This window comes from Hymenobacter sp. 102 (genome assembly GCF_049949205.1).
Lineage (GTDB): Bacteria > Bacteroidota > Bacteroidia > Cytophagales > Hymenobacteraceae > Hymenobacter.
The window spans coordinates 2692067-2716596 of sequence record NZ_CP188172.1 but is presented as its reverse complement, the minus strand read 5'-3'; the positions used below and the strand labels follow the sequence as shown (position 1 = coordinate 2716596).

The window sequence follows — 24530 nt, the reverse complement described above, 5'->3', positions numbered from 1 at the left end:
CGGCTCCGCAGGCGATAAGCCAGGGGCAGAGCACGAGTAAGCCGGAAAGTAGATTGGAGCCGGTTAAGCCCGGCTGGCGGGCGGACCGCGCAGGGAAGCGCCATCCAGGAGGTGGGAGGCCCGGCACACCGGAGCCTGCGGCCGGTACACGGCATACGCCCGCAGCTCCAGGGGCGCGGGCAGCAGCACCGGCCCAGCCGGCTGAAACGGCGCGTCAAACAGGTGCTCGGTCTGGCAGTGCTGGTGCTCGGCCGAAACTACGGCTTTTGCTCCCGCCTGAGCAGCGTACCGCGCGGTAGCGGTGTCGTCGGTGTGCTGGTGAAAGTGCGTACGCAACAGGGCTGCCTCGGGGGTGAGCACCCGCAGTAACAGCAGCAACAGCCACCAGGAAACCAATTTACGCTTATTCAGCACGTTTCACCGCCTCAGTTGATGAGCGGCAAAGGTAGAGGCGGAATTGGTAAATGCAACGTGGTTACATGTAAAAAAGCGCACTTTCAGCAAGTGCTTAGGCTACTCTCCCATCACGCTGTTACCGTCGAAACGGCCGCGTCAGCCGCTGCCACAGGCCGCGGGGGGCTTCTATTGGGGTTACAACCGCCCAACCTTTAACATCAGGATTTAATTGCAGCTTGACAAAATTCTCTGAAGACTGTAAGCTTCTGATTAGGTGTTCTTTCGTGTTAAAACCAACTGCGGAAAATATGAGCATTGATTCCTGACCAGCCAACTCAGGCAATGTCAATTCGAATGAGCCATCAGCTTGAGTATCTATCCTCACATGGCTACCTTTCAGCAGCACCGTAACGCCCGGTAACCCCTCGCCACTACCTGCATCCGTCACCCGTCCCCGGATAACTCGTTCAGGTGAGGCAGGCTTTGGTGCTACCGGCTTTCCTAGCAACAGCCGCTGCTCCTGCGGGGCGGCAGAACGGGTTTGCGCCGCCACCGGCCCGGCCGCGCCCAGCCCCAGCACTGCCAGTGCGGCGGCCAGCCACCGCCGCGAAACCGGCGCTTCGGTAGCCACTCGGAGAGGCCGTTGCAACTGCTCCGCCCGAAACCGGCCGCAGCTTCGGCCGCTGGCCTGGGTGAGGTAGGCCACTACCTCGGCGTCGGTCATGCGCGTGAAATCAACTACCACTTTATTACAGGCGGCGCAGTGGCGGCCCTGGGCGGCGGGTGTCATGGCCTGCCAGTTTTCGTGGCAGGGCTGGGGAACGGCAAGGGTGAGGGCGCGGGACATAATAGTGGGCTTCGGTTCAGGCAGTCTGATGCCGCGCCGCGCCGGATTCCACACGCGCTGGTGAAAAAACGTTAGTTGGACAGGGTGGGCGGCGGTGGGGGCGGGGCTAGATGCAGGATGCGCGGCATAACGGCCGGCGAATAGTTTTCCTGAGGCTCTAGGGTCGGCTGACCAATCATCGGGCCCGGGTTGCGCAGCCGAACGACAACCGGCGAGCCATCCTCCGCCTTGAAGTAACGCGGAATGTAGAAACCGGGCTCGGGGTCGGTGGGTCGTAGGTCGCTGGGCATGGGCTGGGCCGCTACCAGGCGGGTGCCGCGCAACCTCTGGGGCAGTTGTAACGCGAAGGTGCCATCGGCACGAGTGCGAGTGTGCCAGGACGTATCCTCCTCACTGATAATAAGCGTACCGGACAGCGGCCTGCCAGAGGTGGCATCCACCACGCGGCCCTGCACACGTAGCGTAGCGACACTCTGCGAAGTAGGCACCGAATCCGAATCGGGGGGAATTGTAGCGGGTGGATTGGTTTCGCAAGCTGAAAGCGTCACGGCGGCGGCGGCCAGCCACCGGGCCCAGCCGCCGGCCGGCGTATCATGGGTGGTTAGCTGTTCAGACCGGAACCGGCCGCACACCCGGCCCGGCTGCCGCAGCGCGGCTACTACTTCGACCTCAGTCATAACGGTGAAATCCACTACTATTTTGTTACAGGCGGCGCAGTGGCGGCCACCGGGTGCGGGCGTCATATCGGCCCAGGAAGCGGGACAGGGCTCGGGAATAGAAATGCGGGAAGACACAGTGGAGCGGATAACGGTAGTTGCCGGAAGATAGGGTAGCCGTGAGGAGAATGTGCAGCCGCCGGCATTATTCTGTATCTTTTGCCCCTCTTACAACCCCTCTCCAACGCCTTGTCTACTCAGATTCCCCCTTCCCGCTCCACCGGTTTGTTCCGCCGCAAGAGCCTCGACGACATTCTGCACAACCCGCCCGCCGATGCCGATGGCCACAGCCACGGCGGCCTGGAGCGTCACCTCACCGTCCGCGACCTGACAGCCCTGGGCATTGCCGCCGTTATCGGGGCTGGTATTTTCAGTACCATCGGCAACGCCTCGCATGATGGCGGCCCGGCCGTGTCCTTGCTGTTCGTGTTTACGGCCATTGCCTGTGCCTTCTCGGCCCTGTGCTACGCGCAGTTTGCCGCCACCATTCCCGTATCGGGCTCGGCCTACACCTACGCCTACGCCTCCTTCGGGGAACTGGCCGCCTGGATTATCGGCTGGGCGCTGATTATGGAGTACGCCGTGGGCAACATTGTGGTGGCCATCAGCTGGTCGGATTACTTTACCGGGCTGCTGAGCGGGGTCGGCATTAACCTGCCGGTGTGGCTGACCATGGGCATGCAGAGCGCCCACAAATACTACAACGAGGTACTGGCCCTGATGCAGGCTGGCAAACCCCTGAGTGAGGCCTCAGCGGCCCAGCTGGAAGGCTACAACGCTTGGAGTGCCGCCCCCGAGCTGGGCGGTGGCCTGCGGCTGGTGCTGGACCTGCCGGCCGGGCTTATCACGCTGGCTATTACGGCGTTGGTGTATGTGGGCATTAAGGAGAGCAAGAATGCCAGCAACCTGCTGGTGGCCCTGAAGCTGGTGGTAGTAGCCGTGGTGATTCTGGTGGGTGCGTTCTACGTGCAGCCCGAAAACTGGAGCCCCTTCGCCCCCAATGGCATTGGCGGCGTGCTGAAAGGCGTGTCGGCGGTGTTCTTTGCCTACATCGGGTTTGATGCCATTTCGACGACGGCCGAGGAGTGCAAAAACCCCCAGCGCGACCTGCCCAGGGCCATGATTTACGCCCTTATCATCTGCACGATTCTGTACGTGATTATCACGCTGGTGCTCACCGGCATGGTAAACTATAAGGAGCTGGCCGTGGGCGACCCGCTGGCCTACGTGTTCAACAAAGTAGGCGTGAAGTGGCTGGGCGGCGTGGTGGCCGTATCAGCGGTGCTGGCCATGGCCTCGGTGCTGCTGGTGTTCCAGATCGGGCAGCCCCGCATCTGGATGACGATGAGCCGGGACGGGCTCTTGCCCCCGGTGTTTTCCAAGGTGCACCCCAAGTTCCACACGCCCTCGTTCAGCACTATTGTCACGGGCTTCTTCGTGGGCGTGCCGGCCATGCTGCTGAACATGGATCTGGTAATTGATCTGACCTCTATCGGGACGCTGTTTGCCTTTGCCCTGGTGTGCGGCGGCATCCTCATCATCGACCCTTACGGCAAGAGTGATGCCCGCTTCAAGGTGCCCTACATCAACGGGCAGTTTCTGGTGCCGCTGGTGCTGCTGGTGGGCGCGGGGCTGCTGTTCGTGTACAACCAGGCCGGTATTCAGGAGTTTACCACGGCCCTGGGCAGCGGCTACGAGGAAGGCCGCCACTACATTCCGATGCTGGTGTTCTTTGGGTTCTGCCTGGCGCTGGCCTGGCTCTCGTTCCGCAAAAAGCTGAGCTTGCTGCCGGTGCTGGGCCTGCTCACCAACCTCTACCTGATGACTCAGCTGGGCGTGTACAACTGGGTGCTGTTCTTCGCCTGGCTGCTGCTGGGGCTGGTGGTGTACTTCAACTACGGGGCCAAGCACAGCAAGCTGGGACTGCGGAAAGCAGTTGGTCAGTAAAAGATTAGCTCTTTTTAAGGAAGCCCAACCAAACCCGCCGGCCTGCAGAGGTGGCGGGTTTGTTGCGTAAACCGCCGACAGCTGACCTGAGCCGCTCACCGTATTTTTAACGCCTGTATGCCCGTCGATTCCGTGCTTGCTGCCCGCCTTGCTGCCTCCCGCCAGGAACTGCTGGATCTGGGGCTGCGCAACCCGCTGCTGAACTTCCGGCCCTCGAAAGTGCGGGGCGTGGAGGTGGTAGGCGAGCAGGCGGCGGCGGTGTGGGAGCGGCTGGTGCAGAAGGGCCGGCCCATGGTGTTTGCGCCCCTGCCGGAAGCGGCCCGGCCCGTACCCGCGGGCTGGAAAGGCGACCCGGAGCGCGCCGCGCGCCGCGCCGCCGCCTTGGGCCTGCCGATGCCCACTGCGGCCACGCCCGGGCAGCTGAGCACGGCCGCCGCGCTGGCCGCCGACCCCGCCGATAACAGGCTGCAAACCGCTGAGCTGCCCGCAAAGCTGGAAACCCGCCTGCTGAACACCTACTACACGGCCCGCACCAGTCTGGAGGAAACCGGCGTGAACATCCTGTACCTGGCGCTGGGCCAACTAACCTGGTACGAGGCCGAAAACAGCCCGGAGCCGCGCCGCGCCCCGCTGGTGCTGTTGCCGGTGGTGCTGGAGCGCGGCACCGTGGCTGAGCGGTTCAAGCTCACCTACTCCGGGGCCGAGGTGGAAGGCAACCTCAGCCTCCAGGCTCGGCTGAAAGCTGATTTCGGTATCAGCTTACCGCTGCCCGACCTCGATAATCAGTCGTTGCCGGAGTACGTGGCCGCCGTGCGGGAGGCATTGGCCGGCCGCAGCCGCTGGAGCGTGGCAGCCGATGCCATTACGCTGAGTTTCTTCTCGTTCAGCAAGCTGATGCTCTACCGGGACCTGGACCCGACTACCTGGCCTACTGCCGAGGGTGGGACGTCCGCCCTGCTGGCGCACCCGGCCATCCGCGCCCTGCTCGACCAGGAAACCGGCTTTACCGACGCCCCGCCCAGCGTGGACGAAGGCGCATTTCTGGACACGGAAAGCCCGGCCTACGAACTGAACCAGGTACTTGATGCCGACTCCTCCCAGCTGCTGGCCCTGCTGGCGGTGCAGGAAGGCCGCAACCTTATAGTTCAGGGGCCGCCCGGCACCGGCAAGTCGCAAACCATTGCCAACCTGCTGGCCGAAGCCATTGGCGCGGGTAAGCGGGTGCTGTTCGTAGCCGAGAAAATGGCTGCGCTGGAAGTGGTGAAGCGCCGGCTCGATGCCTTAGGGCTGGGGGCCGCCTGCCTGGAGCTGCACAGCCACAAAACCAACAAGAAGGCGGTGCTGGAGGAATTGAAAAATACGCTGGCCCTGGGTAAGCCGGCGGGCGGGGAGGCGCTGGCAGACCAGGTAGCCCAGCTGCCCCGCCACCGCCAGGCCCTCAACGACTACGCCCTGGCTGTGAATGCGCCCATTGGCCAGAGCCGCCGCACGGCCCAGCAGGTAGCGGGCGAACTGCTTCGGCTGAACGAGGAGCGCGGCGCGGTGGAGCTGCCGCGCGTTGCCTTTGCCAACCTGGGCAGCTGGACGGATGCCGAGGCTGCCCGAGCCGAAAACCTGGCCCGTAGCCTGCAGGCCACGCTGCAAAAGACTGGTCCACCCAAGCAGCTCCAGTTCTGGGGTAGTGAGCTAACGGTGCTGCTCCCCGCCGACCAGGCGGCCATTGCCACCTGTTTGTCCACCGCGCAAAACGCCGTGCACGCCCTGCAAACGCAGGCCGCCAGCCTGGCCCAGCTACTCCGGCTGCCCCCACCTCCCGACCGTGCCGCGGCCGAAAAGCTGCTGCCCGCCGCCCGACAGGCCCAACTGGCCCCGCCGCTATCCGGAGTGGCCGTACACGACGCGGCGTGGCACCAGCAACGCAGCCGCCTGACGGAGCTGCTGCAGGCCGGCGCTGGCTATAAGGCAGTGCGCGAGCGGTACGATGCCGTGCTTTTGCCCGAGGCCTGGGGCCAGGAGCTGCACCAGGAGCGGGCCGCCGTGCTACTGTATGGCGGCAAGTGGTGGCGGTTTTTGAGTGGAAACTACCGCCGGGCCCGCCAGCGCCTGCAAACGGTGTGGCGCGGCCCGCTGCCCAAGGATAGCAGGGAAATCCTGCCCGTTATGGATGCCGTGCACGATGCGGCGCGCCACCACCAGCAGCTAACCGAAGCCGATTCCTGGGCAAGTGGGCTATTCGGGCCCGCGTGGCACGGGCTCCGTTCCGACTGGGCCCGATTGACCACCGTTCAGGAATACCTGGCCCTCACGCACCAGCGCATCAGCCGGGGGGAGCTGCCGCCGGAATTGCTGCCGTACCTGGCGCAAGCGGCTTCCGCTCAATTCGTAACGGCTCCATTGGCTGCGTTGGAAACGGCTTTGAATCAGCATCGGGCCGCTTTGCAGACCGTAGCAGACAGGCTGCAACTGAATGAAGCCCGGCGGTTTGGGCCGGAAGGGCGGTTGCAGTTTCAGTCGTTCGACGTGCAGCAGAAAACCCTGGCGGCCTGGGCGGCCAATGTGCCCGCCCTGCGCCTCGTGACGGAATGGAACAACGTAGCCGCCACCGTGCAGCAGGAGCAGTTGCCGGAACTGTTGCTGCTGGCCGAAAGCTGGCCCCAGGCTCCGCAGTGGCTGGCCGCCGCCGTGCGCCAGACCTGGCTGGAATACCTGCAGCGGCGGGCCTACGAGCAACACCCGGCCCTGCGGCAGTTCGAGCGGGCCCGCCACGAGGCCACCGCCGCCCACTTCCGTCAGGCCGACCAGGCGACCCAGTATTTCCACCGCATCCGGGCTCTGCTCCGCCACCATGAAGGGCTACCGCACCCGCAGGCCGGGGGGCAGATGCTGGTGCTCCGGAACGAGTTTGCCAAGAAAATGCGCCACAAGCCCCTGCGCCGCCTGCTACTGGAAGCGGGCCGGGCCGTGCAGGCCATTAAGCCGGTGTTTATGATGTCGCCGCTGTCGGTGGCGGGCTACCTGCCGCCGGGCTCGGTGGAGTTCGATCTGGTAATATTCGATGAAGCCTCCCAGGTGAAGCCCGTGGATGCGCTGGGGGCCATTGTCCGGGGCCGGCAGCTGGTGGTGGTGGGTGATTCCAACCAGCTGCCGCCGTCCTCTTTTTTTGACTCCCTGACCAGCGGTGAGGAGGACTCGGACGAAGGAAACGTAACCGCTGACCTCCAGAGCGTTCTGGAGTTATGCAAGGCCCGGCAAATGCCCGAGCGGATGCTGCGCTGGCACTACCGCAGCCGCCACGAATCCTTAATCCAGCCCTCCAATCACCTGTTTTACGAGGATAAGCTGGTCGTTTTCCCGAGCCCCGGCAGTGGCGGCGAGCTGGGTCTGGTGTATCATCATCTGCCCGCAACCTACTACGAGCGGGGCACCACGCGCACCAACCCGTTGGAGGCGCAGGCGGTGGCGGTGGCGGTGCTGCACCATGCCCACACTACGCCTAAGCTCACGCTGGGGGTGGTGGCCTTCAGCACGGTGCAGCGCCAGGCTATTCAGGATGCGCTGGAAGCACTACGCCGCCAGCACCCCGAAACCGAGGCGTTTTTCAACCGGCACCCCCACGAGCCGTTCTTCATCAAAAACCTGGAAAACGTGCAGGGCGACGAGCGGGATGTGATGCTGATCAGCCTCGGCTACGGCCGTACCCGGGAAGGCTTTCTTGCCATGAACTTTGGGCCGCTGAACGGCGAGGGCGGGGAGCGGCGCCTCAACGTACTCATCACCAGGGCTAAGCAGCGTTGCGAAGTTTTTACCAACCTCACCGCCGACGACCTGGACCTGAGCCGGACCCAGGCCCGGGGCGTGGCGGCCCTTAAAACCTTTCTGAACTTCGCCCGGCACGGCCGCCTTAGCCAGCACACGGAAACCGGCCGCGCAGTGGAGTCGCCGTTTGAGGAGGCCGTGTACCGCGCCCTCACGGCCCGGGGCTACCAGCTGCGCACCCAGGTTGGCAGCCAAGGCTTCTACCTCGACCTGGCCGTGGTGGACCCCGACCAGCCGGGCCGCTACGTGCTGGGTATTGCGTGCGACGGGGCCATGTACCACGCGGCCCGCTCGGCCCGCGACCGGGACCGGCTGCGCCAGCAGGTGCTGGAGGCCGTGGGCTGGCGGCTACACCGCATCTGGAGCACCGACTGGTTCCGGGACCCGGCGCGCGAAACCGAGCGGGCCGTGCAGGCCATTGAAGAAGCCCGCAAGGCTACTGCTCAACCTGCGCCTGCTATTTCGCCTCCGATAGAGGAAAAACTGCAAGCTGTTGAGATTGAGCGAGAAGTGTCGTCGGTTTCTGGGCAGGCGTTGGCTGAGCCGTACCAGCTGGCGCAGCTGCCGCAGGCCGTGGGGCATCGGGAACTGCACCAGCACAGCCTGGGGCAGCTGGCTACCTGGCTTACCCTGGTGGTTCGTATTGAAAGCCCGATTCACCTGGATGAGGCGACGCGTCGGCTGGCCCAGGCGGGCGGAGCCACGCAGGTAGGGGCCCGCATGCGCAAAGCCGTTCGGGCGGCGGCGTTGCTGGCGGCCAATTTGCGGCACCTGCGGCAACAGGGCGAGTTCTTGTGGGAAAATACCATGCAGCAGCCTCCCCTGCGCAACCGAAGCCAGCTGCCCGCCATTTCCCGCAAGCTCACGTTCGTATCGCTCGAGGAATTGGTTCTGGCCCTGCGCACCGTAGTGGGGCAAAGCTTTGCGCTGCCCCGGGAGGAGGCACTGCTTGCCACCGTCCGGTTGCTGGGATTCAGTAGATTAACGGCTGAAATGCGCCAGCAACTGGAGCCGGTACTGGCCGGCTTGCTGGAGCGGGGCGAGCTGCTGGAAATTGATGGCATCCTGCAACCGGCTACTTAAAACAGCTCTGCGCCCTCTGCGGGCCAACACCGTATGCTTCCATCCGAAGGCGAAACCATCCTGCTCACCCTCCGCCTGGCCGGCTCCGTTCCGGCGCGGGCCGGCCGGCAGCTGCACGCCCAACGTGTAGCCACCCAGCAAGCCGCCCGCTCCCCGGAGGCCCACCGCCGCGCCGAGAAGCAGTTTTTCGCCGACTTTGATGCCCTGCTGGATGCCCGTACCGTGGGCCCGGCGTACCTGGAAAAGGAAAAGCTAGCTGAAACCGTTGCCGGGGAGCTGTTGATGCTGGAGGAGCAAGGTTTGCGGGTGCCGGGCTTTGTGCTGCTGCCCAACCACCTGCACGCGGTACTGCACCTGCCGGCCGGATCCGGCCTCTCGCTGCCGAAAGCCGTGGAGCTGCTACACCAGCGCACTGCCGCCCAGGCCCGCCGCCTGCTGCGCGGCCAGCTCCCGCCCGAAGCTGATTTCTGGCAAACCGGCTTCCACGAGCTGCCCCTACTGGACGCCGCCGAGCTGGCCCGCGTGCAAACGTATCTGCTGGCCCACCCGCAGCGGCTGGGGCTGCCGGAGCGGTTTCACCACTGGCCCTATCTGCCCGACCAGGGTTAAACCGGGTGTAGGAACGCGTATTCGCGTCACGCCATTGCTGCTGTTATTTGCCGGGCGTGGCCCCACTCGTTCAACGCCAGGACGCGACTACGCGTCTCCACGCTCGCCTGGAAAGCCGCACCAAGGATTGGTGCGTAGGTAGCGGAAAGTGTTCCTGCCAATGCGCGCCTTGCTATTACTGATTTACCTGTTTACTGCCGGAGCCGCCCGCGCCCAGCATCCGGATAGCGCCCAAACCAGTCCTGACCGGCTGCTGTTCTACACCTTCGCCAACGACGCCTTTTTCCGCACCGACTACTACTTCACTCAGGGCATGACCGGGGGCGTGGTGCTGCCGGCGCTGCGCCACTCGCCCATAAACCGTCTGCTGGGTCCGGTGCCGGCGGGCAGCACCCGCTACCACGGCATCCGGCTGCACTACGATGGGTTTACCCCCCTGCGTATTCAGGACCCGTTTATTCGGGTCGGTGACCGGCCGTATGCGTCGTACTGGTACGCCAGCCTGTTTCGGGTGGCTAACCAGCCAGTGCGCCGCTTCCGCCTCACCACGGCCCTGAACGTGGGGTTCATCGGGCCCGCGGCCGGGGCCAAGGGCTTCCAGACCACGCTGCACCGGTGGCTGGGCGCGCCCACGCCCCGGGGCTGGGACTATCAGATACGCAACGATGTGGTGCTGGGCTACGAGGCACGGCTGGAACAGCAAATACTGGCCGTGGGCCGCGCCGCCGAGCTGATTGGCGACGTCAACGCCTCCTTGGGCACGCTCTACACCCACGCCGGAGCCGGAGCGCGGCTGCGGGTTGGTCTATTTCAGCCGTATTTCAGCAACCTGGGCGTGAGCCGTCAGCCCAATCAGCGGCGCGTGCAGCTCTACACCGAAGCTCAGCTGGAAGGCCGCCTCGTGGGCTACAACGCCACATTACAGGGCGGATTATTTCGCTCCGATAACCCGTACACCCTGCCCGCCGCGGCCGTGCGGCGCGCGGTAGCCAAAGGTACCGGCACCGTAGGCCTGGGCTACGCCGGCCTGCGCCTGACAGCCTCCGCCGTGTGGCTTTCCCCGGAATTTACCGGAGCCCGCACGCACAAATGGGTGCAGTTTGGGGTGTTGGTGGCCTTTTAGGGGGTGGCTGTTTCGGAACTGCAGACACTGGTGGTCTGCCCGGCGCTCTACTTGGCCCTGTGAATAATGGCTACGCTCACCAAGATAATCACCATGCCCAGCAGGTGCCAGAGGTTGAAGTTCTCCCCATCGAGCAAGCCCCAGCCCAGCGCCACCACGGGCACCAGGTAGGTGTTGGAGGAAGCAAACAAGGCCGTGGAGCTTTGGATGAGCTTGTTGAACAGCACCATGGCCACGGCCGTGCTCATGGTAGCCAGCAGGGCAATGTAGCCGAAGGCCGCCCAGGCCCCCGGCACGTGCTGCAGTTTGTACACGAACTCCGTGCCCAGCAGCAGAAACGCCAGCGCCGGCCCGCCGATGAATAGCAGGAGCAGCCCCGTTACGGCCAATGCCGGAATGCCCTGGAAGTGGTGCTTGATGACGTTCACGCTCACGCCGTAGCCCAGCGTGGCCAGCACGATGTAGAGGCCGTACCAGGCGTTGCTTTCCCCCGAGGGCGTGGCGTCGCCGCCGCTGCCGCCCAGCAGCATGAGCACCACCGTGCCCAGCAGCCCCAGCCCAATGCCCAGCACCCGCAACCCCGTGAGTCGTTGCCCGAAAAAGGCCGCGCCCACCACCAGCGTAAACACGGCCGTAAGCGCATTGAGCACGCCCGCCAGCCCCGAGGCCAGCCGGGTTTCGGCGTAGGCAAACAGGAAGGCCGGAATGAGGGTGCCTACCACCCCGCTCAGCAGCAGCCACTTAAACCGGCTGCGCTCCACCTTGCCCACGTGGCGCAAGGCAAACGGTAGCAACAGTAGCGCCGCCACGCTCACCCGCGCCGCCCCCAGTTCCAGCGCCGAAAACACCACTAGCCCCTTCTTCATCAGAATAAACGACGTGCCCCAGATGCTGGCCAGCACCAGCAGCAGCACCCAGGCCGAAGCCGGCGTGCGGTGGGGCGGGGGCGAAGCCACGGGCGGTACTTCGGGAGCAGCCGTTACGGCGGGGGCAGGAGTAGTGGTAGGCATGGGTGGGGGAAAGGTGGAGAAAAGAGGACAAACAGATAAAAACTGTCATCCTGAGCGGAGCGCAGGACCTTATCACGTTGAAACGATGGATGTAACAACGTGATAAGGTCCTGCGCTCCGCTCAGGATGACAATTGGAATACTCAAAGCAACACCTGCCAGTGCTACCCCACCAGCACCGGCTCGGCGGCAATGATTTCGTCCATGATGGCGTGAATTTCCGCCGGGTCGTTGCTGTCTACGAGGCGGGTGCGCCACTGGCGGGCTCCTTCCAAGCCGCGAAAATACTGGGCGTAGTGGCGGCGCATCTCAAACACCCCGGCCCGGGGCCCTTTCCACTCCAGGCTTTTCTCGAAGTGCATGCGGCAGGCCTGCACCCGCTCCTCCACGGTGGGCGGGGGCAGCAGCTGGCCGGTGGCGGCGTAGTGCTTCACCTCCCGGAAAATCCAGGGGTAGCCAATGGCCGCGCGGCCAATCATGACGCCGTCCACGCCGTAGCGGTTTTTGTACTCCACGGCCTTCTGGGGCGAGTCGATGTCGCCGTTGCCGAAGATGGGGATTTTGATGCGGGGGTTGTTCTTGATGCGGCCAATCAGCTCCCAGTCGGCCTCGCCCTTGTACATCTGCACGCGGGTGCGGCCGTGCACCGTGAGGGCCTCAATGCCAATGTCCTGCAGACGCTCGGCCACGTCCTCCACGTTCTTGGTCGAGTCGTCCCAGCCCAGGCGGGTTTTCACCGTCACGGGCAAATGGGTGTTGCGCACCACGGCGGCCGTCATTTCCACCATCTTCGGGATGTCGCGCAGCAGGGCCGCGCCGGCACCCCGGCAGGCCACCTGCTTCACGGGGCAGCCGTAGTTGATGTCGATGAGGTCGGGTCCGGCTTCGGTGCTGATGCGGGCGCACTCGCCCATCGTCTCCACATCGGAGCCGAAGAGCTGAATACCGATGGGCCGCTCGTAGTCGAACACGTCGAGCTTCTGCCGGCTTTTGGCGGCGGCCCGGATGAGGCCTTCCGAGGAAATAAACTCGGTGTACATCAAATCGGCCCCGCCCTGTTTGCACACGGCCCGGAACGGCGGATCCGACACGTCCTCCATGGGCGCGAGCAAGAGTGGGAAATCGGGCAGGGCAATGTTGCGGATGTGTACCACGGCAGGCTATTCTAGTATTTTGCGCAAATTTACGACAATAGGATTTAGTGCTCGGTGCGTAGTGCCTAGTGCATAGCTCATTCAGCCACGGCGCACAGTTGGCCTCACCAGCCGCTAAGCACTAAAATCCAAGCACTAAGCACCAAAACGCCATGAAAGGTTTCGTTTCCAGTAAGCTGCACCCGTTGACGAACATCGGGCTGCTGCTGCTGCTGCTGCTGGCCACCTTCTGCGTGGGCAGCTTCCTGGTGATGGTGCTCAACTCCCTGCTGTTTGGAGTGGGCATGCAGGATATGGGCAACGTAACCCAGCGCCCGGCCGATTACCCCAATGGCTGGGGCGTATCCATGCTCAGCCAAGGCGTACTGCTGCTGGGCGGGCTGGGCGGCGCGGCGCTGGCCCTGGCGGCTCTTACCAGCAACAAACCAGCCGATTACTTTATGCCCCGCCGCCCGGTGCCGCTGGGCTGGCCCGTGCTGGCGGCTCTTATTATAGTAGCCAGCCTGCCGGCTATGTCGGTGCTCATTGCCTGGAACGCCAGCTGGCACCTGCCAGAGTGGGCCACGGCCAAGGAGGCCCAGGCCAATGCCATCCTGAAAACGCTTACTAACTTTTCCTCCCCGCTGCGCTTCTGGGTGGCCGTGCTGGTAATGGCCGTAGTGCCGGCCGTGAGCGAGGAGCTGTTTTTCCGGGGCGTGCTGCAGCGCAACCTGGTGCAGTGGCTGGGCCGCCACGGCGGCGTCTGGCTGGCGGCCATCATCTTTAGTGCCATTCATCTGCAGTTTCAGGGCTTTGTGCCGCGGTTTGTGCTGGGGCTGGTACTGGGCTACTTGTATGAGTGGAGCCGCAACATTCTGGTGCCCATGGCGGCTCACTTCGCCCAGAATGCCTTCCAGCTGCTGCTGCTGTACGTGCAACAGCGGCAGTGGACGGCCACCGAATTCGACCCCGATTCCACTGAGGCCCTGCCCTGGTACTGGGTGCTGCTGTCGTTGGGGCTGTGCGCGGCCGGGCTGTGGTACCTTTACCAGCAAACTCAGGCCCCGCGCCCCGATGAGCTACCCACCGAAATGCACACCCTGGGCAGCCGCGGCGTGGCCGTAAGCCGCCCCGAGGCTCCTACGCCCGCCGCCCGCACCCTCAGCCACGACGGTGTGGACGCCACCAAAGCCAACTAGCTGCCCGTTCCGGTTGGCCTTCTCTATCCTCTCTCTGCTACTTCTCCGTTGACTACCTCTCCCGCCCCCACGCCCGCTACCACCGAACCGCCCGCCAATAAGCCCGGCATGTCCAACCTGGCCCAGCGCATCATTTTCGGGCTGATTGGGGCTGCCCTGCTGCTGGGCAGCGTGTGGTACAGCGCCTGGACGTTTGCCCTGTTCTTCGGGGCCGTGCAGATGCGTATGCTCTGGGAGTTTTACCGCATGATGCGGCACGCCGGGTACAAGCCGGCGGCATTGTTGGGTGGAGGACTGAGTATAAGCCTTTTCGGTGCCATTCATTACCTGAACGGAGTCTACCACTATGCCGGAGTTATGCGGCAAGGCACCATTTATCCAATGGAGCAAGCAACTTCGTGGTTTAACATGCTTCCTGTGGCTCAAGGTGTCTTATATGCAGTAGGGCTACTACTGCCCGTCATCCTCATCCTGCGGGAAATGATGGCGTGGCCCCGCGAAAACCAAGAGCTTTCCCCCTTCTCTAATGTGGGCGTGGCCCTACTAGGTTTGCTGTACGTGAGTCTGCCCATGAGCTTATTGAGCGTAGTGGCCTTCACCGAAACCGGCTACGACTACCGCCGCATCTTCGCGCTGCTGCTGCTGGTGTGGGCCTCCGATACGGGTGCTTACGCGGCCGGCAAAACCTTCGGTAAGCACAAGCTGGCCCCCAAAATCTCGCCCGGTAAAACCTGGGAAGGCGCTGTTGGCGGCTTCGTGCTGACGCTGGTAGTGGGCTGGGCTCTGGGCTATTTGCTGCCGGAACTCTCGCTCACGTACCGGCTGGTGGCGGCGGGCGCGGTGGCCGTGTTCGGGCCGCTGGGTGATTTGGCCGAGTCCATGCTCAAGCGCAGCGTGGGCGTGAAGGACTCCGGCCGCATCATGCCCGGCCACGGTGGTTTGCTCGACCGGTTCGATGCCTTCCTATTTATTCTGCCGGTACTGGCGCTGCTGCAGCTACTGTTCGGGTAGGCTACCGCAATGGGTAACCTGCTGACTATCGGGCGACTTCCGGCGGGAAGTCGCCCGATTTTTTTATGGCAGCAAACCGGTGCCTGTGTTGCAAAGAATAGCAGAAACTGAATAATAAACTGCCAAACTCACCGGCATTTCGCACGGAGTTTGCTACGCGGCTAATGCCGCCGCTGGCCGCCAACCGGCCCAACGCAACGGCCGTGCCGCGTATGCAGTAAACCGCTTACCTTTGACCACCCAAAATTCCCGCTTCCGGCCGACTTGCCCACCATTTCCGCCGGGGCGTTCATTTCCTCAACCCACCCCAACCCCACCTCCGTATGGCTGCCACCACGGTGTACAAAGAACCGGCTCCCCGCGTGGATGCCGAGAATCCGCTGGAATCAATGATGTCGCGCTTCAACGTGGCCACCGAAATCCTCGGCCTTGATGAAGAAACCTACGACGTACTGAAAGCCCCTGATAAGCAGGTTATCGTGCACATTCCCGTGACGATGGACAACGGCAAAGTGCGCGTGTTTGAAGGTTACCGCGTGGTGCACAACACCATCCTGGGCCCCAGCAAAGGCGGTATCCGCTACGATAAGAACGTGCACCTCGACGAGGTGAAGGCCCTGGCCGCCTGGATGACCTGGAAGTGCGCCGTGGTGGATATCCCCTACGGCGGTGCCAAAGGCGGTATCATCTGCGAGCCAACCAAGATGAGCGCCGGCGAAATTGAGCGCCTCACCCGGGGCTACACCCTGGCCATGAAGGACGTATTCGGCCCCGACCGGGACATTCCGGCCCCCGACATGGGCACCGGCCCCCGCGAAATGGCCTGGCTGATGGACGAATTCAGCAAAACCGTGGGTGCTACCTCGCCCGCCGTGGTAACCGGTAAGCCGCTGGTAATGGGTGGCTCCCTGGGCCGTACCGAGGCCACCGGCCGTGGTGTCATGGTATCGGCTTTGGCCGCCATGAAAAAGCTGGGCATGGACCCCACCCAAGCCTCGGCCGCCGTGCAGGGCTTTGGCAACGTGGGCTCCTGGGCTGCCAAGCTGCTGAGCGAACAGGGCGTGAAAATCAAGTGCGTATCCGACGTATCGGGCGCGTACTGGAACGAGAACGGCATCAACATTGATGAGGCCGTAGCCTATAAAAACGCCCACAGCGGCCGCCTTGATGGTTTCACCGGCGCTACCCTGATGGACAATGCCGACGACCTGCTGACCGCCGACGTAGACCTGCTGGTGCCCGCCGCCGTGGAGGACGTCATCACTGAGCACAACGCCCACGATATCAAAGCCAAGCTGATTGTGGAGGGTGCCAACGGCCCCACCTCGGCCTCCGCCGACCCCATCATCAACGAGAAGGGCATTATGGTGGTGCCCGATATCCTGGCCAACTCGGGCGGGGTAACGGTATCGTACTTCGAGTGGGTGCAGAACCGCCAGGGCTTCAAGTGGAGCGAGGAAATGGTAACCGAGCGCGCCGACCGCATCATGACCGATGCCTTCGAGAAAGTGTACGCCACCAGCCAGAAATACAACATCCCGATGCGCATTGCCGCCTACGTGGTAGCCATTGATAAAGTAGCCCAGACCTACAAGTTCCGTGGTGGCTTCTAGTACGATGAGCCGGTAACGGAAAGGGCAGGAGAAAGTATCAGCGTTTGCCGCTGACTCCTGTATTCCGTCTCCTAACTCCTCCTTATATTTGCTTCTGGATAGCCCGGGCCGGTGGCTCGGGCTATCTTTATGTCCGCTGCCCCCGATGGGGCAGTTGGGTAAGCGCGGGGCAGGCTAGCACTTTTATTCTCAGAAAGTCGTCTGAATCAGCGAAATCAACGTAATCAGCGCAAATCTGCGATACATGAAGATCCACAAAGAAGGACGACGAATTCTGTTCTTTACCCTGCTGGCCCTGCTGGCCGTGAACCTGCTGCTGTTCCGCTACAACGCCGAAAACGACGGGTTCAACAAGGTATTTGCCGGTATTTCCGTCATCGTGTTCCTCACGCTGCTGCAGTTCTTCCGCAGCCCGGCCCGCCGCCTCTTCACCCACGAAGACCTAGTAATTGCCCCGGCCGATGGTAAAGTGGTGGTGATTGAGAACGTGCACGAGCCGGAATACTTCGACGATGAGCGCAAGCAGATCAGCATCTTCATGTCGCCGATTAACGTGCACATTACCCGCAACCCCATTTCGGGCATCGTGCGCTACTTCAAGTACCACCCCGGCAACTACCTGGTGGCCTGGCACCCCAAAAGCAGCACCAAAAACGAGCGGACTACGGTAGTAGTGGAGTCGGAAGCCGGCCCGTTCGTGCTGTTCCGGCAGATTGCCGGGGCCATGGCCCGCCGCATTGTGTGGTACGTGAACGAAGGCGACGAAGTAAGCCAGGGCGAGGAGTTCGGCTTCATCAAATTCGGCTCCCGGGTGGATATCTTCGTGCCCGTGGACACGGAGGTAAAGGTGCAGATTGGTGAGAAGGTAAAAGGTGGCCAGACGGTTATTGCTCAACTGAAAACCACTACGCCCAGTCTTTTCTAAGCACGGATATACACAGCGTGAGCTGATTACACAGATTCGTTCTGATTCTGCAGTGAAAGCACAACGGCCGCTCCGGATATCCGGGGCGGCCGTTGTTGGCTAGGGAGTATTTCGCCGTTAGCTCGCTGTTTCCGTTGCTTCTGATAACCGGTAGTGCAGCAGCATCATGCCGTCGGGCCAGGCCTGGTTGCGCAGCAGGTGCAGGGGTTGGGCGTGGTCTTGGTGGCGCCAGAGCGGAATGCCGGCCCCCAGTACCCGGGGCACCACAAACAGCATCAGCTCATCCACCAAACCCGCCGCCAGCAAAGGCGAAGCCAGGGTGCTGCCCCCAATCAGCCAGATGGTGCCGCCGGGCTGCTGGCGCAGCTCGCGCACGAAGCGCGTGGGGTCATCGGTGATGAACTGCACCGAAGGATGGGCGGCCTCGTAGGGCGGACGGCGGGTGAACACGTAGTTGGTGAGGGTGGGGTAGGGCCACTCGCCGAAAGTGGTAATCTGCTCGTAGGTGGCGCGGCCCAGCAGGGTGGCATCGGCAGTGGCCAGGAAGTCGGCGTACCCGTAATCTTCGCCGGGCGGGGGCGTAGGCAGCCATTCCACCGAGCCATCGGGCGAGGCAATGTATCCGTCGAGGCTGGTGGCAATGTAGAGAACAACTTTACGCATGGGGGAATTGGGTGGGAATGGTTGTGAGGCAGGAAAGAACAGAGCGAACAGCCACCGGGCGCTACCCGGCAAAACCTTACGTACGGGACCCTGGCCGGTACCGGACGGTCACCGAAATCAGGAAACGACAAACGAAAGGGCAGGGAGTGGGTAACTGCTTGAACAGTAGCCAGTAGATGCAGCCGTAAAATACAACATCTTTCTGCCTGGCAAAGCTCTAATGCCAGCGGGTAAACGGGAACCTGCCACAGTAGCGGGGGCTGCCGTACCTTTACACTGGTAGTCGGCACCAACCTTGTTGCCGGTGGGCAGTTATTCTGCCTGCAGCCCGTAATTCACCTTGTCTCATGGCCGAAGAACTTCACCTCGATACCACCCTCAGCAAAGCCGAACAGTACCGTCAGCTCTGGCCCCAGATTGAGGCCCTGACCACCGGCGAACCGGATTTAATAGCCAACCTGGCCAATACCGTAGCCGCTCTGCGCCAGGCATTCGGGTTTTTCTGGGTGGGTTTTTACCTGGTAAAGCAGGACGAGCTGGTGCTGGGCCCGTTTCAGGGCCCGATTGCCTGCACGCGCATCCGGCGCGGCAAGGGTGTATGCGGCAGCAGCTGGGCACAAGCCGCCACGCTGCTGGTGCCCGATGTAGAGCAGTTCCCGGGCCACATTGCCTGCAGCTCGGAGTCGAAATCGGAAATTGTGGTGCCGGTGCTGAAAGACGGCGCGGTAGTAGCCGTGCTGGACGTGGACAGTGACCAGCTCAATGATTTTGACGAAGCCGACCAGCAGGCCCTGGAGCAATTGATGCCGCTGGTAGCTTCCTGGTTTTAGCAAACGGTTGCCGGGGCCGGGTAAGTTGCTGGTTTGTGAGTAGCGTATCCGGCCCTGGGTACGCCGAGAAACGCTCGGCTGGTATTCGTATCTGCCTGTCTTCCGGTAAAGACCAGTTCAGTAGGGGCCGCATCCTGCCTGAAAAAAGGTAGAAACACAAAGGCCCGGTAACTATAAAAGTTACCGGGCCTTTTTCGAGGTAGCGGGGACTGGACTCGAACCAGTGACCTTTGGGTTATGAGCCCAACGAGCTACCAACTGCTCCACCCCGCACTGTTTGGTAATACAAATGTACAAGCCTTTTTGACAAACGCAGCATTTGGGGGTGCAAAAATACAAGAATATTTTATTATTGATTGATATTCAGATTGGTAAAATAGCTGGCTTACGGCGGAAACTAGGGTTGATGTATAGGATTATGCTCTTCCTACGCTATAAGCCGGGCAGTTCCGTAAGGGGAAGCAGTAAATATTCAGTTCAATTCTTCCCTCAACCTGCACCTCCATGAACTCCCTCACTACTACGCTCTCGAAGTGGAGCACGCCGTTGGTACTGGCCGGCTTAGCCTTGGCTTCCTGTAACACTGCTCAAACCAACGAGTCGGCCTCTACCAGTACTGCCACGGATACCACAGCTACTGCTACGCCCGCACCCGATGCGCCGGCTGGCCCCACGCCCGTGAAACCCACCGGGCCGGCTCCGGCCTGGGCTACCGGCATCAAGCCCGAAATGCAGGCCGTAATTGAAACTTTGGTCGGCCTGGGCGGCAAGCCCATTGAGACCCTATCGGCGCAGGAAGCCCGGCAACAGCCCACCCCGGCCGATGCCGTGATGAAGCTGATGCAGCAAAATAATATGCCTATGCCCCCGGTAACGGCTGATACCATGAGCCGCATGGTGATGCCCGGCGTGAAAGTGCGCATCTACACGCCCAAAAATGCTACCGGCACGCTGCCCGTGGTGGTATATTACCACGGCGGCGGCTGGGTAATTGCCAACCTCGATACGTATGACGCCTCGGTGCGCGGGCTGGTGGAGAAAACCGGGGCCATTTTTGTATCGGTGGCCTACCGGCAGGCACCGGAGCACAAATTCCCGACGGCGCACAACGATTCGTTTGCGGCTTATCAGTGGGTGCTGCGCAACGCCGCATCTTTCAAAGGCGACCCGCAAAACGTGGCCGTGGTGGGTGAAAGCGCCGGCGGCAACCTGGCGGCCAGCGTGAGCATGATGGCCCGCGACAAAAAGGTGATGATGCCCAAGCACGAAGTGCTAGTGTACCCCATTGCCGGCTACGACATGAACACGCCGTCGTACCAGAAGAATGCCCAGGCCAAGCCGCTCAACAAGCCCATGATGGCGTGGTTCTTTGATAAATACCTGCGCAGTTCCGCCGATGGCAAGAACCCCATGATTTCGCTGGTGAATGCCAACCTGAAGGGCCTGCCGCCCACAACGGTTATTACCGCTAGCTTGGATCCGCTGATGAGCGACGGCCAAATGCTGGCCGATAAGCTGAAAGCAGCCGGCGTAGCCACCAAGTACCAGAACTTCGACGGTGTAACGCACGAGTTCTTCGGGATGGCGCCGCTAGTGCCCCAGGCCACCGAGGCCCAGGACCTAGCCGCTGGCGAGCTGAAAAACGCCCTGATGAAGTAGAGCCTGAGATTCAGAGTATAAAACTGAGCGCTTAGAACAAAGAGGTTAGAATCAGGAAGTGCGGCTTCCGCTCCGTTGTCCCACCTAGGGCGCAGAGTGGAACCCCACTTCTTGGTTTTAACCTCTTTGTTCTGAGCTCTGACAGTTAGAATCGGCTGGTGATGCCGAAGTGGATTTTGCCGGCGCTGAGTGAGAGCCGCTGCTGCTGGCTGCGGCCCAGCGCGTACACAAACTGAAACTGCCCCGCGCCGGTGCGGAAACTCAGCCCCGCCCCCAGGCCAGTGGGCGAATCCTGCGGATACGGGTCGTTGGGGAGGGCGCGGCGCAGGTAGGCCTGGTCGGCGAAGAGGAACACGTAGGCATCGGATCCAGTGAACTGCCGGAACTCGGCGGTGCCCACGGCGTACTGGCTGGCGTAGAAATTCAGCTCGTTGAAGCCCCGCAGCGTGGCCAGGCCGCCCAGCCGGAACAGGTCGTTGAGGAACAGGCGGTTGTTAATGAGCGCCTCACCCCGCAGCCGCGTCAGCAGTACGCCCTGGCGGCCTACCCGCAGGTAATACTCGGCCCGCAGCCCCAGCGTGATTTGCCGGGTACTCAGCGGCACGCCTTCGTAGAAGCTTTCCGGCAAATCGGCGTTTTTGCTGATACGCTTAGTGCCCACGGCTCCCTGCCCGCTTACCAGCAGCCCCCGCCGCGGAAAGTACGGGTCGTCGAGGGTGTTCCAGGTATAGTTGAGGCCGTAGGAAGCGTAGCGGGAATCAACGTTTTCCGGTAGCGTCGTGGCCTTATCGAGGGAGGAATAAATCAGGCGGGAGTTACGCCACTCGGCAAATACGGCCAGCCGCCCGGCCAGGGCCGTGGGGTAGGCAACCTGTAGCCGCGGCCGGGTATTCAGGAACAGGGTATCCTGCTTGAGCAGATTGAAGGAGCCGCTCAGCTCCAGGGGCGTCCCGAAAAAGGCGGGGTGCACGTATTGGGCATCGAGCAACTGGGAATTGGCATCCAGCTTCCGCCACTGCAGCCCTACACCCTTACCGCCCCCGTTGAGGTTGCGCAGGTTCAGGGTAATGTCGCCGGTAATCTGCACGCGTTTTTGGCCTACAGTGGGCGAGGGATTGGGCAGCACGCCCACAATGGCGTCGAACTGATTGGCCGTGCGGTCCTCGAGCAAAAAATATACCCGGGCCCGGCCGCGGGCAAAGCGCACTTCCGGCTCGGCCTTGAGCTGCAGGTAGGGCAGTTGGCGCAGGCGGCGGGCGGCTTCCTGAATGCGCTGCTGGCTGAAAGGCTGGTCGGGCTCCAGCTGCAGGTAATCGGTGAGAAACCGGGCGCGGGTTTTGGTCTTGCCCAGAATCTGGATGGAATCAAACACTACCAGCGGGCCGCGCTGCAGCACTACCCGGCCGGTAATGCCCTGCTCGGTGAGCCCCACCGAATCGAGGCGGAGCGTAGCGAAGGGGTAGCCCTGGTTTTCGGCTTCGTGCAGGATGTTTTCCTGGAGGCGGGCCCACTCCTGCGGGCGTAGCGGCTGCTGCCGGAACAGTTTGTCGCGGAAGCCGGCCCGGGTGAGCAGGCCGTCGCCGAGGTTGCCGTTGCGCACCTGCGCCCAGCGGAATTGCTCGCCCACGTACAGGCGCACCTGCAGCGTATCGTGGTGCCACTGCACTTCATCGGCCGAAGCCGTGAGGTAGGCATCGTTTTGAAGGGCCAGTACCAAATTGCGCACTTCCCGCAACGCGGCCAAGGAATCGGGCAACGTGGTGCGGTACCGGTAAGGCCGCAGCACAGGCTGGTCGGCAGTTTCCAGCAGCAAGCGCAGGGTAACGGGGCGCACCGGCCGTAGTGGAGCCAGCGGGGTTTTGCGGGTGGAGTCGGGCGGTGGCGCCGCGGCGGGCACGGCCGAAACGGGCGGTGCCGCCGGATTGAGTGGGGTAGTACCCTGGGCGTAAACGGCACCGCTCAGCCACGGGCTCAGCAGCAGTAACCACCAGAAAACAAGGGCGCGGGCGTACATTTGCAGGGCTAAACGCGAAACAGCGCGTTTAATTTCCCAAAAGTACCCTTTCCTGCTTCCGCTCACCGGTTTACCGAACTTTCGGCGGCGGCAGCCAGTTCTACACCGCATGGCCGGCCTGTACCTACATATTCCCTTCTGCAAGCAAGCCTGCCACTACTGCGACTTTCACTTCAGCACCTCGCTGGGGCTGAAAAGCCGGCTTACGGAGGCCATGGTGCGGGAGCTGGAGCTGCGCCGGAGCTATCTGCCCGCCGATACCACGCTCAACACCATTTACTTCGGGGGCGGCACGCCTTCCTTGCTGACGGCCACGGAGCTGGATACTCTGCTCACGGCGGTACACCGGCACTTCCGGGTAGCATCCGACGCGGAAATCACGCTGGAAGCCAATCCCGACGACCTCACTGACGCCAAGGTGCGGGAACTGGCCGCCTCGCCCATCAACCGGCTCAGCATCGGGCTGCAGAGCTTCCACGAGCCCCACCTGCGGATGATGAACCGGGCCCACTCGGCGGAGGAATCCACGGCGGGCGTACGGCGGGCCCAGGATGCCGGGTTTGAGAATATTTCGGTGGATTTGATTTATGGCGTACCCGCCCCCGACCACGGCATCTGGGAGCAGGATATGGCCCAGGCCTTTGCCCTGCAGGTGCCCCACCTGAGCTGCTACGCCCTCACCATTGAGCCCGACACGGTGTTTGGCCGCCAGCTGCAGAAAGGAAAGTTCTGGGCCGCACCGGAGGAGTTTGTGGCCCGGCAGTTTGAGCTGTTGCTGCAGGAAATGGGCCGCCACGGTTACCAGCAGTACGAAATCAGCAACTTCTGCCAGCCCGGCCGCGAATCGCGGCACAACTCGGCGTACTGGCGCGGGGTGCCCTATCTGGGGCTGGGGCCCAGCGCCCATTCCTTCAATGGTAGCAGCCGGCAGTACACCGTGGCCCACAACCACCAGTACGTGGCGGCGGTGCTAGAGCAGGGCACCGTGCCGGCCACCGTGGAGTACCTTTCGCCCCGCGACCAGGCCAACGAGTACCTGATGACCAGCCTGCGCACCGCCCAGGGCTGCAACCTGGTCCGCCTGCGCACTGAGCTGGGCGTAGACCTGCGGGGCGAGAAGGGCGCTTACCTGCGGGAGCTTGAGCAAACCGGCCTGGCTCATCTCGACGCGGATGAGTATCTGCGCCTGACTGATGCCGGCAAGCTGCTGGCCGACCACATTACATTGGAGCTGTTTCAGGGCTAGCACGCCTCTGTGTGTTTGCGTTTCGGGCCGCCCGCATCGGGAAATAGTAGCCATTGTCGGCTTTTCTTTTTTCTTTGAAACAGCCAACCGGCCGCCCGCTCAGCAGTAGCGCGGGCTACCGCCGCCGGGTACCCTACCGGTTAAGTTGCCAGCAGCATGAAAATGAGACGATTAATTGACGCCCTGGCCGATGATACCGATTTCTTTATTGAGCAGGTACAGATTACGGCCATTGTATTCGACAACTCCGACGACGTAACGATTTGGGCTACCACGTACTTTGATCAGGAACCGCATTTTTTCCACCTGGGCCTGCCGTTCCAGCAGCTGGATTTGCTGCTGCGCCTGGCCGGCAGCCGGGCCGAAGCCCTTCAGGAAGACGTAGCCGATGCCCTGGCCACCGTGCAGGAGTGGCCCTGCCTGCTGCAGTACAATACGGAGGCCGACCCGCCCGTGCCCCTGCCCAACGTGGCCCTGAAGCTGTCCTGCACCTATCCCGCCGACTTGTTTGAGGATGAAGAAGAGGAAGGCGAGGAAGAAGACAGCTTCGATATCAGTATGAACGCTGAGAGCGAGGAGGAGTACGAATCGGGCCAGCCCCATAATATCTTCTACCTCGAAGACGTGTTCCTGCGCATTGAGCCGTGAGAGAAAAGGATGAATTATGAGAGTTGAGTTATGAACTGATTGT

General features: G+C 62.4%; 19 protein-coding genes and 1 tRNA gene. 12 read left to right on the top strand and 8 right to left on the bottom strand.

Annotated features, from left to right (window positions below):
* Positions 1 to 63: 63 nt before the first annotated feature.
* The 3 genes from ACN19L_RS11605 to ACN19L_RS11595 all read right to left on the bottom strand — a co-directional run bounded on the left by ACN19L_RS11605 (position 64) and on the right by ACN19L_RS11595 (position 2037).
* Positions 64 to 378 (bottom strand): hypothetical protein, encoded by a 315-nt coding sequence (locus ACN19L_RS11605; protein WP_426489673.1) that lies wholly within the window; start codon positions 376 to 378, stop codon positions 64 to 66.
* Positions 379 to 532: 154 nt separating this feature from the next.
* Positions 533 to 1243, bottom strand: coding sequence for a carboxypeptidase-like regulatory domain-containing protein (locus ACN19L_RS11600; protein WP_426489672.1), 711 nt, complete (start codon positions 1241 to 1243; stop codon positions 533 to 535).
* Between the two features lie 71 nt (positions 1244 to 1314).
* Positions 1315 to 2037 (bottom strand): carboxypeptidase-like regulatory domain-containing protein, encoded by a 723-nt coding sequence (locus tag ACN19L_RS11595; RefSeq protein ID WP_426489671.1) that lies wholly within the window; start codon positions 2035 to 2037, stop codon positions 1315 to 1317.
* 111 nt (positions 2038 to 2148) lie between these two features.
* Between ACN19L_RS11595 and ACN19L_RS11590 the strand changes: the two genes are divergently transcribed.
* From ACN19L_RS11590 to ACN19L_RS11575, 4 genes are all read left to right on the top strand, one after another.
* Complete coding sequence (locus tag ACN19L_RS11590) at positions 2149 to 3906, top strand: amino acid permease (RefSeq protein ID WP_426489670.1); 1758 nt, start codon at positions 2149 to 2151, stop codon at positions 3904 to 3906.
* Between the two features lie 117 nt (positions 3907 to 4023).
* Positions 4024 to 8805: a DUF3320 domain-containing protein gene (locus ACN19L_RS11585; protein ID WP_426489669.1), complete on the top strand. Its 4782-nt coding sequence runs from the start codon at positions 4024 to 4026 to the stop codon at positions 8803 to 8805.
* Between the two features lie 33 nt (positions 8806 to 8838).
* Positions 8839 to 9414, top strand: a complete 576-nt coding sequence (locus tag ACN19L_RS11580; protein ID WP_426489668.1) for a transposase — start codon at positions 8839 to 8841, stop codon at positions 9412 to 9414.
* A 160-nt stretch (positions 9415 to 9574) separates the two neighbouring features.
* Positions 9575 to 10537 (top strand): lipid A-modifier LpxR family protein, encoded by a 963-nt coding sequence (locus ACN19L_RS11575; protein ID WP_426489667.1) that lies wholly within the window; start codon positions 9575 to 9577, stop codon positions 10535 to 10537.
* Between the two features lie 47 nt (positions 10538 to 10584).
* Here the strand turns inward: ACN19L_RS11575 and ACN19L_RS11570 are convergent, their stop codons facing one another.
* A complete protein-coding gene (locus ACN19L_RS11570) occupies positions 10585 to 11547 on the bottom strand; it encodes a DMT family transporter (protein WP_426489666.1) in 963 nt (320 codons plus the stop codon).
* Between the two features lie 163 nt (positions 11548 to 11710).
* Positions 11711 to 12700 (bottom strand): tRNA dihydrouridine synthase DusB, encoded by a 990-nt coding sequence (gene dusB / locus ACN19L_RS11565; protein ID WP_426489665.1) that lies wholly within the window; start codon positions 12698 to 12700, stop codon positions 11711 to 11713.
* A 152-nt stretch (positions 12701 to 12852) separates the two neighbouring features.
* Between dusB and ACN19L_RS11560 the strand changes: the two genes are divergently transcribed.
* The 4 genes from ACN19L_RS11560 (at position 12853) to ACN19L_RS11545 (ending at position 17427) form a co-directional block, all read left to right on the top strand.
* The gene (locus tag ACN19L_RS11560) at positions 12853 to 13878 is read left to right on the top strand and encodes a CPBP family intramembrane glutamic endopeptidase (RefSeq protein ID WP_426489664.1); all 1026 of its coding nucleotides are present in this window, start codon (positions 12853 to 12855) and stop codon (positions 13876 to 13878) included.
* A 48-nt stretch (positions 13879 to 13926) separates the two neighbouring features.
* The gene (locus ACN19L_RS11555) at positions 13927 to 14889 is read left to right on the top strand and encodes a phosphatidate cytidylyltransferase (protein ID WP_426489663.1); all 963 of its coding nucleotides are present in this window, start codon (positions 13927 to 13929) and stop codon (positions 14887 to 14889) included.
* A 323-nt stretch (positions 14890 to 15212) separates the two neighbouring features.
* Positions 15213 to 16502, top strand: a complete 1290-nt coding sequence (locus ACN19L_RS11550) for a Glu/Leu/Phe/Val family dehydrogenase (RefSeq protein ID WP_426489662.1) — start codon at positions 15213 to 15215, stop codon at positions 16500 to 16502.
* 244 nt (positions 16503 to 16746) lie between these two features.
* A complete protein-coding gene (locus ACN19L_RS11545) occupies positions 16747 to 17427 on the top strand; it encodes a phosphatidylserine decarboxylase family protein (protein ID WP_426489661.1) in 681 nt (226 codons plus the stop codon).
* Positions 17428 to 17544: 117 nt separating this feature from the next.
* On the opposite strand, the gene ACN19L_RS11540 is transcribed toward ACN19L_RS11545, so the two are convergent.
* The gene (locus ACN19L_RS11540) at positions 17545 to 18090 is read right to left on the bottom strand and encodes a dihydrofolate reductase family protein (RefSeq protein ID WP_426489660.1); all 546 of its coding nucleotides are present in this window, start codon (positions 18088 to 18090) and stop codon (positions 17545 to 17547) included.
* Positions 18091 to 18437: 347 nt separating this feature from the next.
* Between ACN19L_RS11540 and ACN19L_RS11535 the strand changes: the two genes are divergently transcribed.
* Positions 18438 to 18920 carry a GAF domain-containing protein gene (locus ACN19L_RS11535; RefSeq protein WP_426489659.1) on the top strand — a complete coding sequence of 161 codons (483 nt, stop codon included), beginning with the start codon at positions 18438 to 18440 and terminating at the stop codon, positions 18918 to 18920.
* A 200-nt stretch (positions 18921 to 19120) separates the two neighbouring features.
* Here ACN19L_RS11535 and ACN19L_RS11530 read toward each other — a convergent pair.
* Positions 19121 to 19193: transfer RNA gene (locus ACN19L_RS11530), tRNA-Met, on the bottom strand.
* Between the two features lie 231 nt (positions 19194 to 19424).
* Between ACN19L_RS11530 and ACN19L_RS11525 the strand changes: the two genes are divergently transcribed.
* Positions 19425 to 20579, top strand: a complete 1155-nt coding sequence (locus ACN19L_RS11525; protein ID WP_426489658.1) for an alpha/beta hydrolase — start codon at positions 19425 to 19427, stop codon at positions 20577 to 20579.
* A gap of 145 nt (positions 20580 to 20724) precedes the next feature.
* Here ACN19L_RS11525 and ACN19L_RS11520 read toward each other — a convergent pair whose 3' ends face one another.
* Positions 20725 to 22593 carry a BamA/TamA family outer membrane protein gene (locus ACN19L_RS11520; RefSeq protein WP_426489657.1) on the bottom strand — a complete coding sequence of 623 codons (1869 nt, stop codon included), beginning with the start codon at positions 22591 to 22593 and terminating at the stop codon, positions 20725 to 20727.
* 109 nt (positions 22594 to 22702) lie between these two features.
* Between ACN19L_RS11520 and hemW the strand changes: the two genes are divergently transcribed.
* Positions 22703 to 23839, top strand: coding sequence for a radical SAM family heme chaperone HemW (gene hemW, locus ACN19L_RS11515; RefSeq protein ID WP_426489656.1), 1137 nt, complete (start codon positions 22703 to 22705; stop codon positions 23837 to 23839).
* Positions 23840 to 24001: 162 nt separating this feature from the next.
* Entirely contained in the window at positions 24002 to 24487 is a 486-nt protein-coding gene (locus tag ACN19L_RS11510; RefSeq protein ID WP_226271721.1) for a hypothetical protein, read from the top strand.
* Positions 24488 to 24530: the final 43 nt, after the last annotated feature.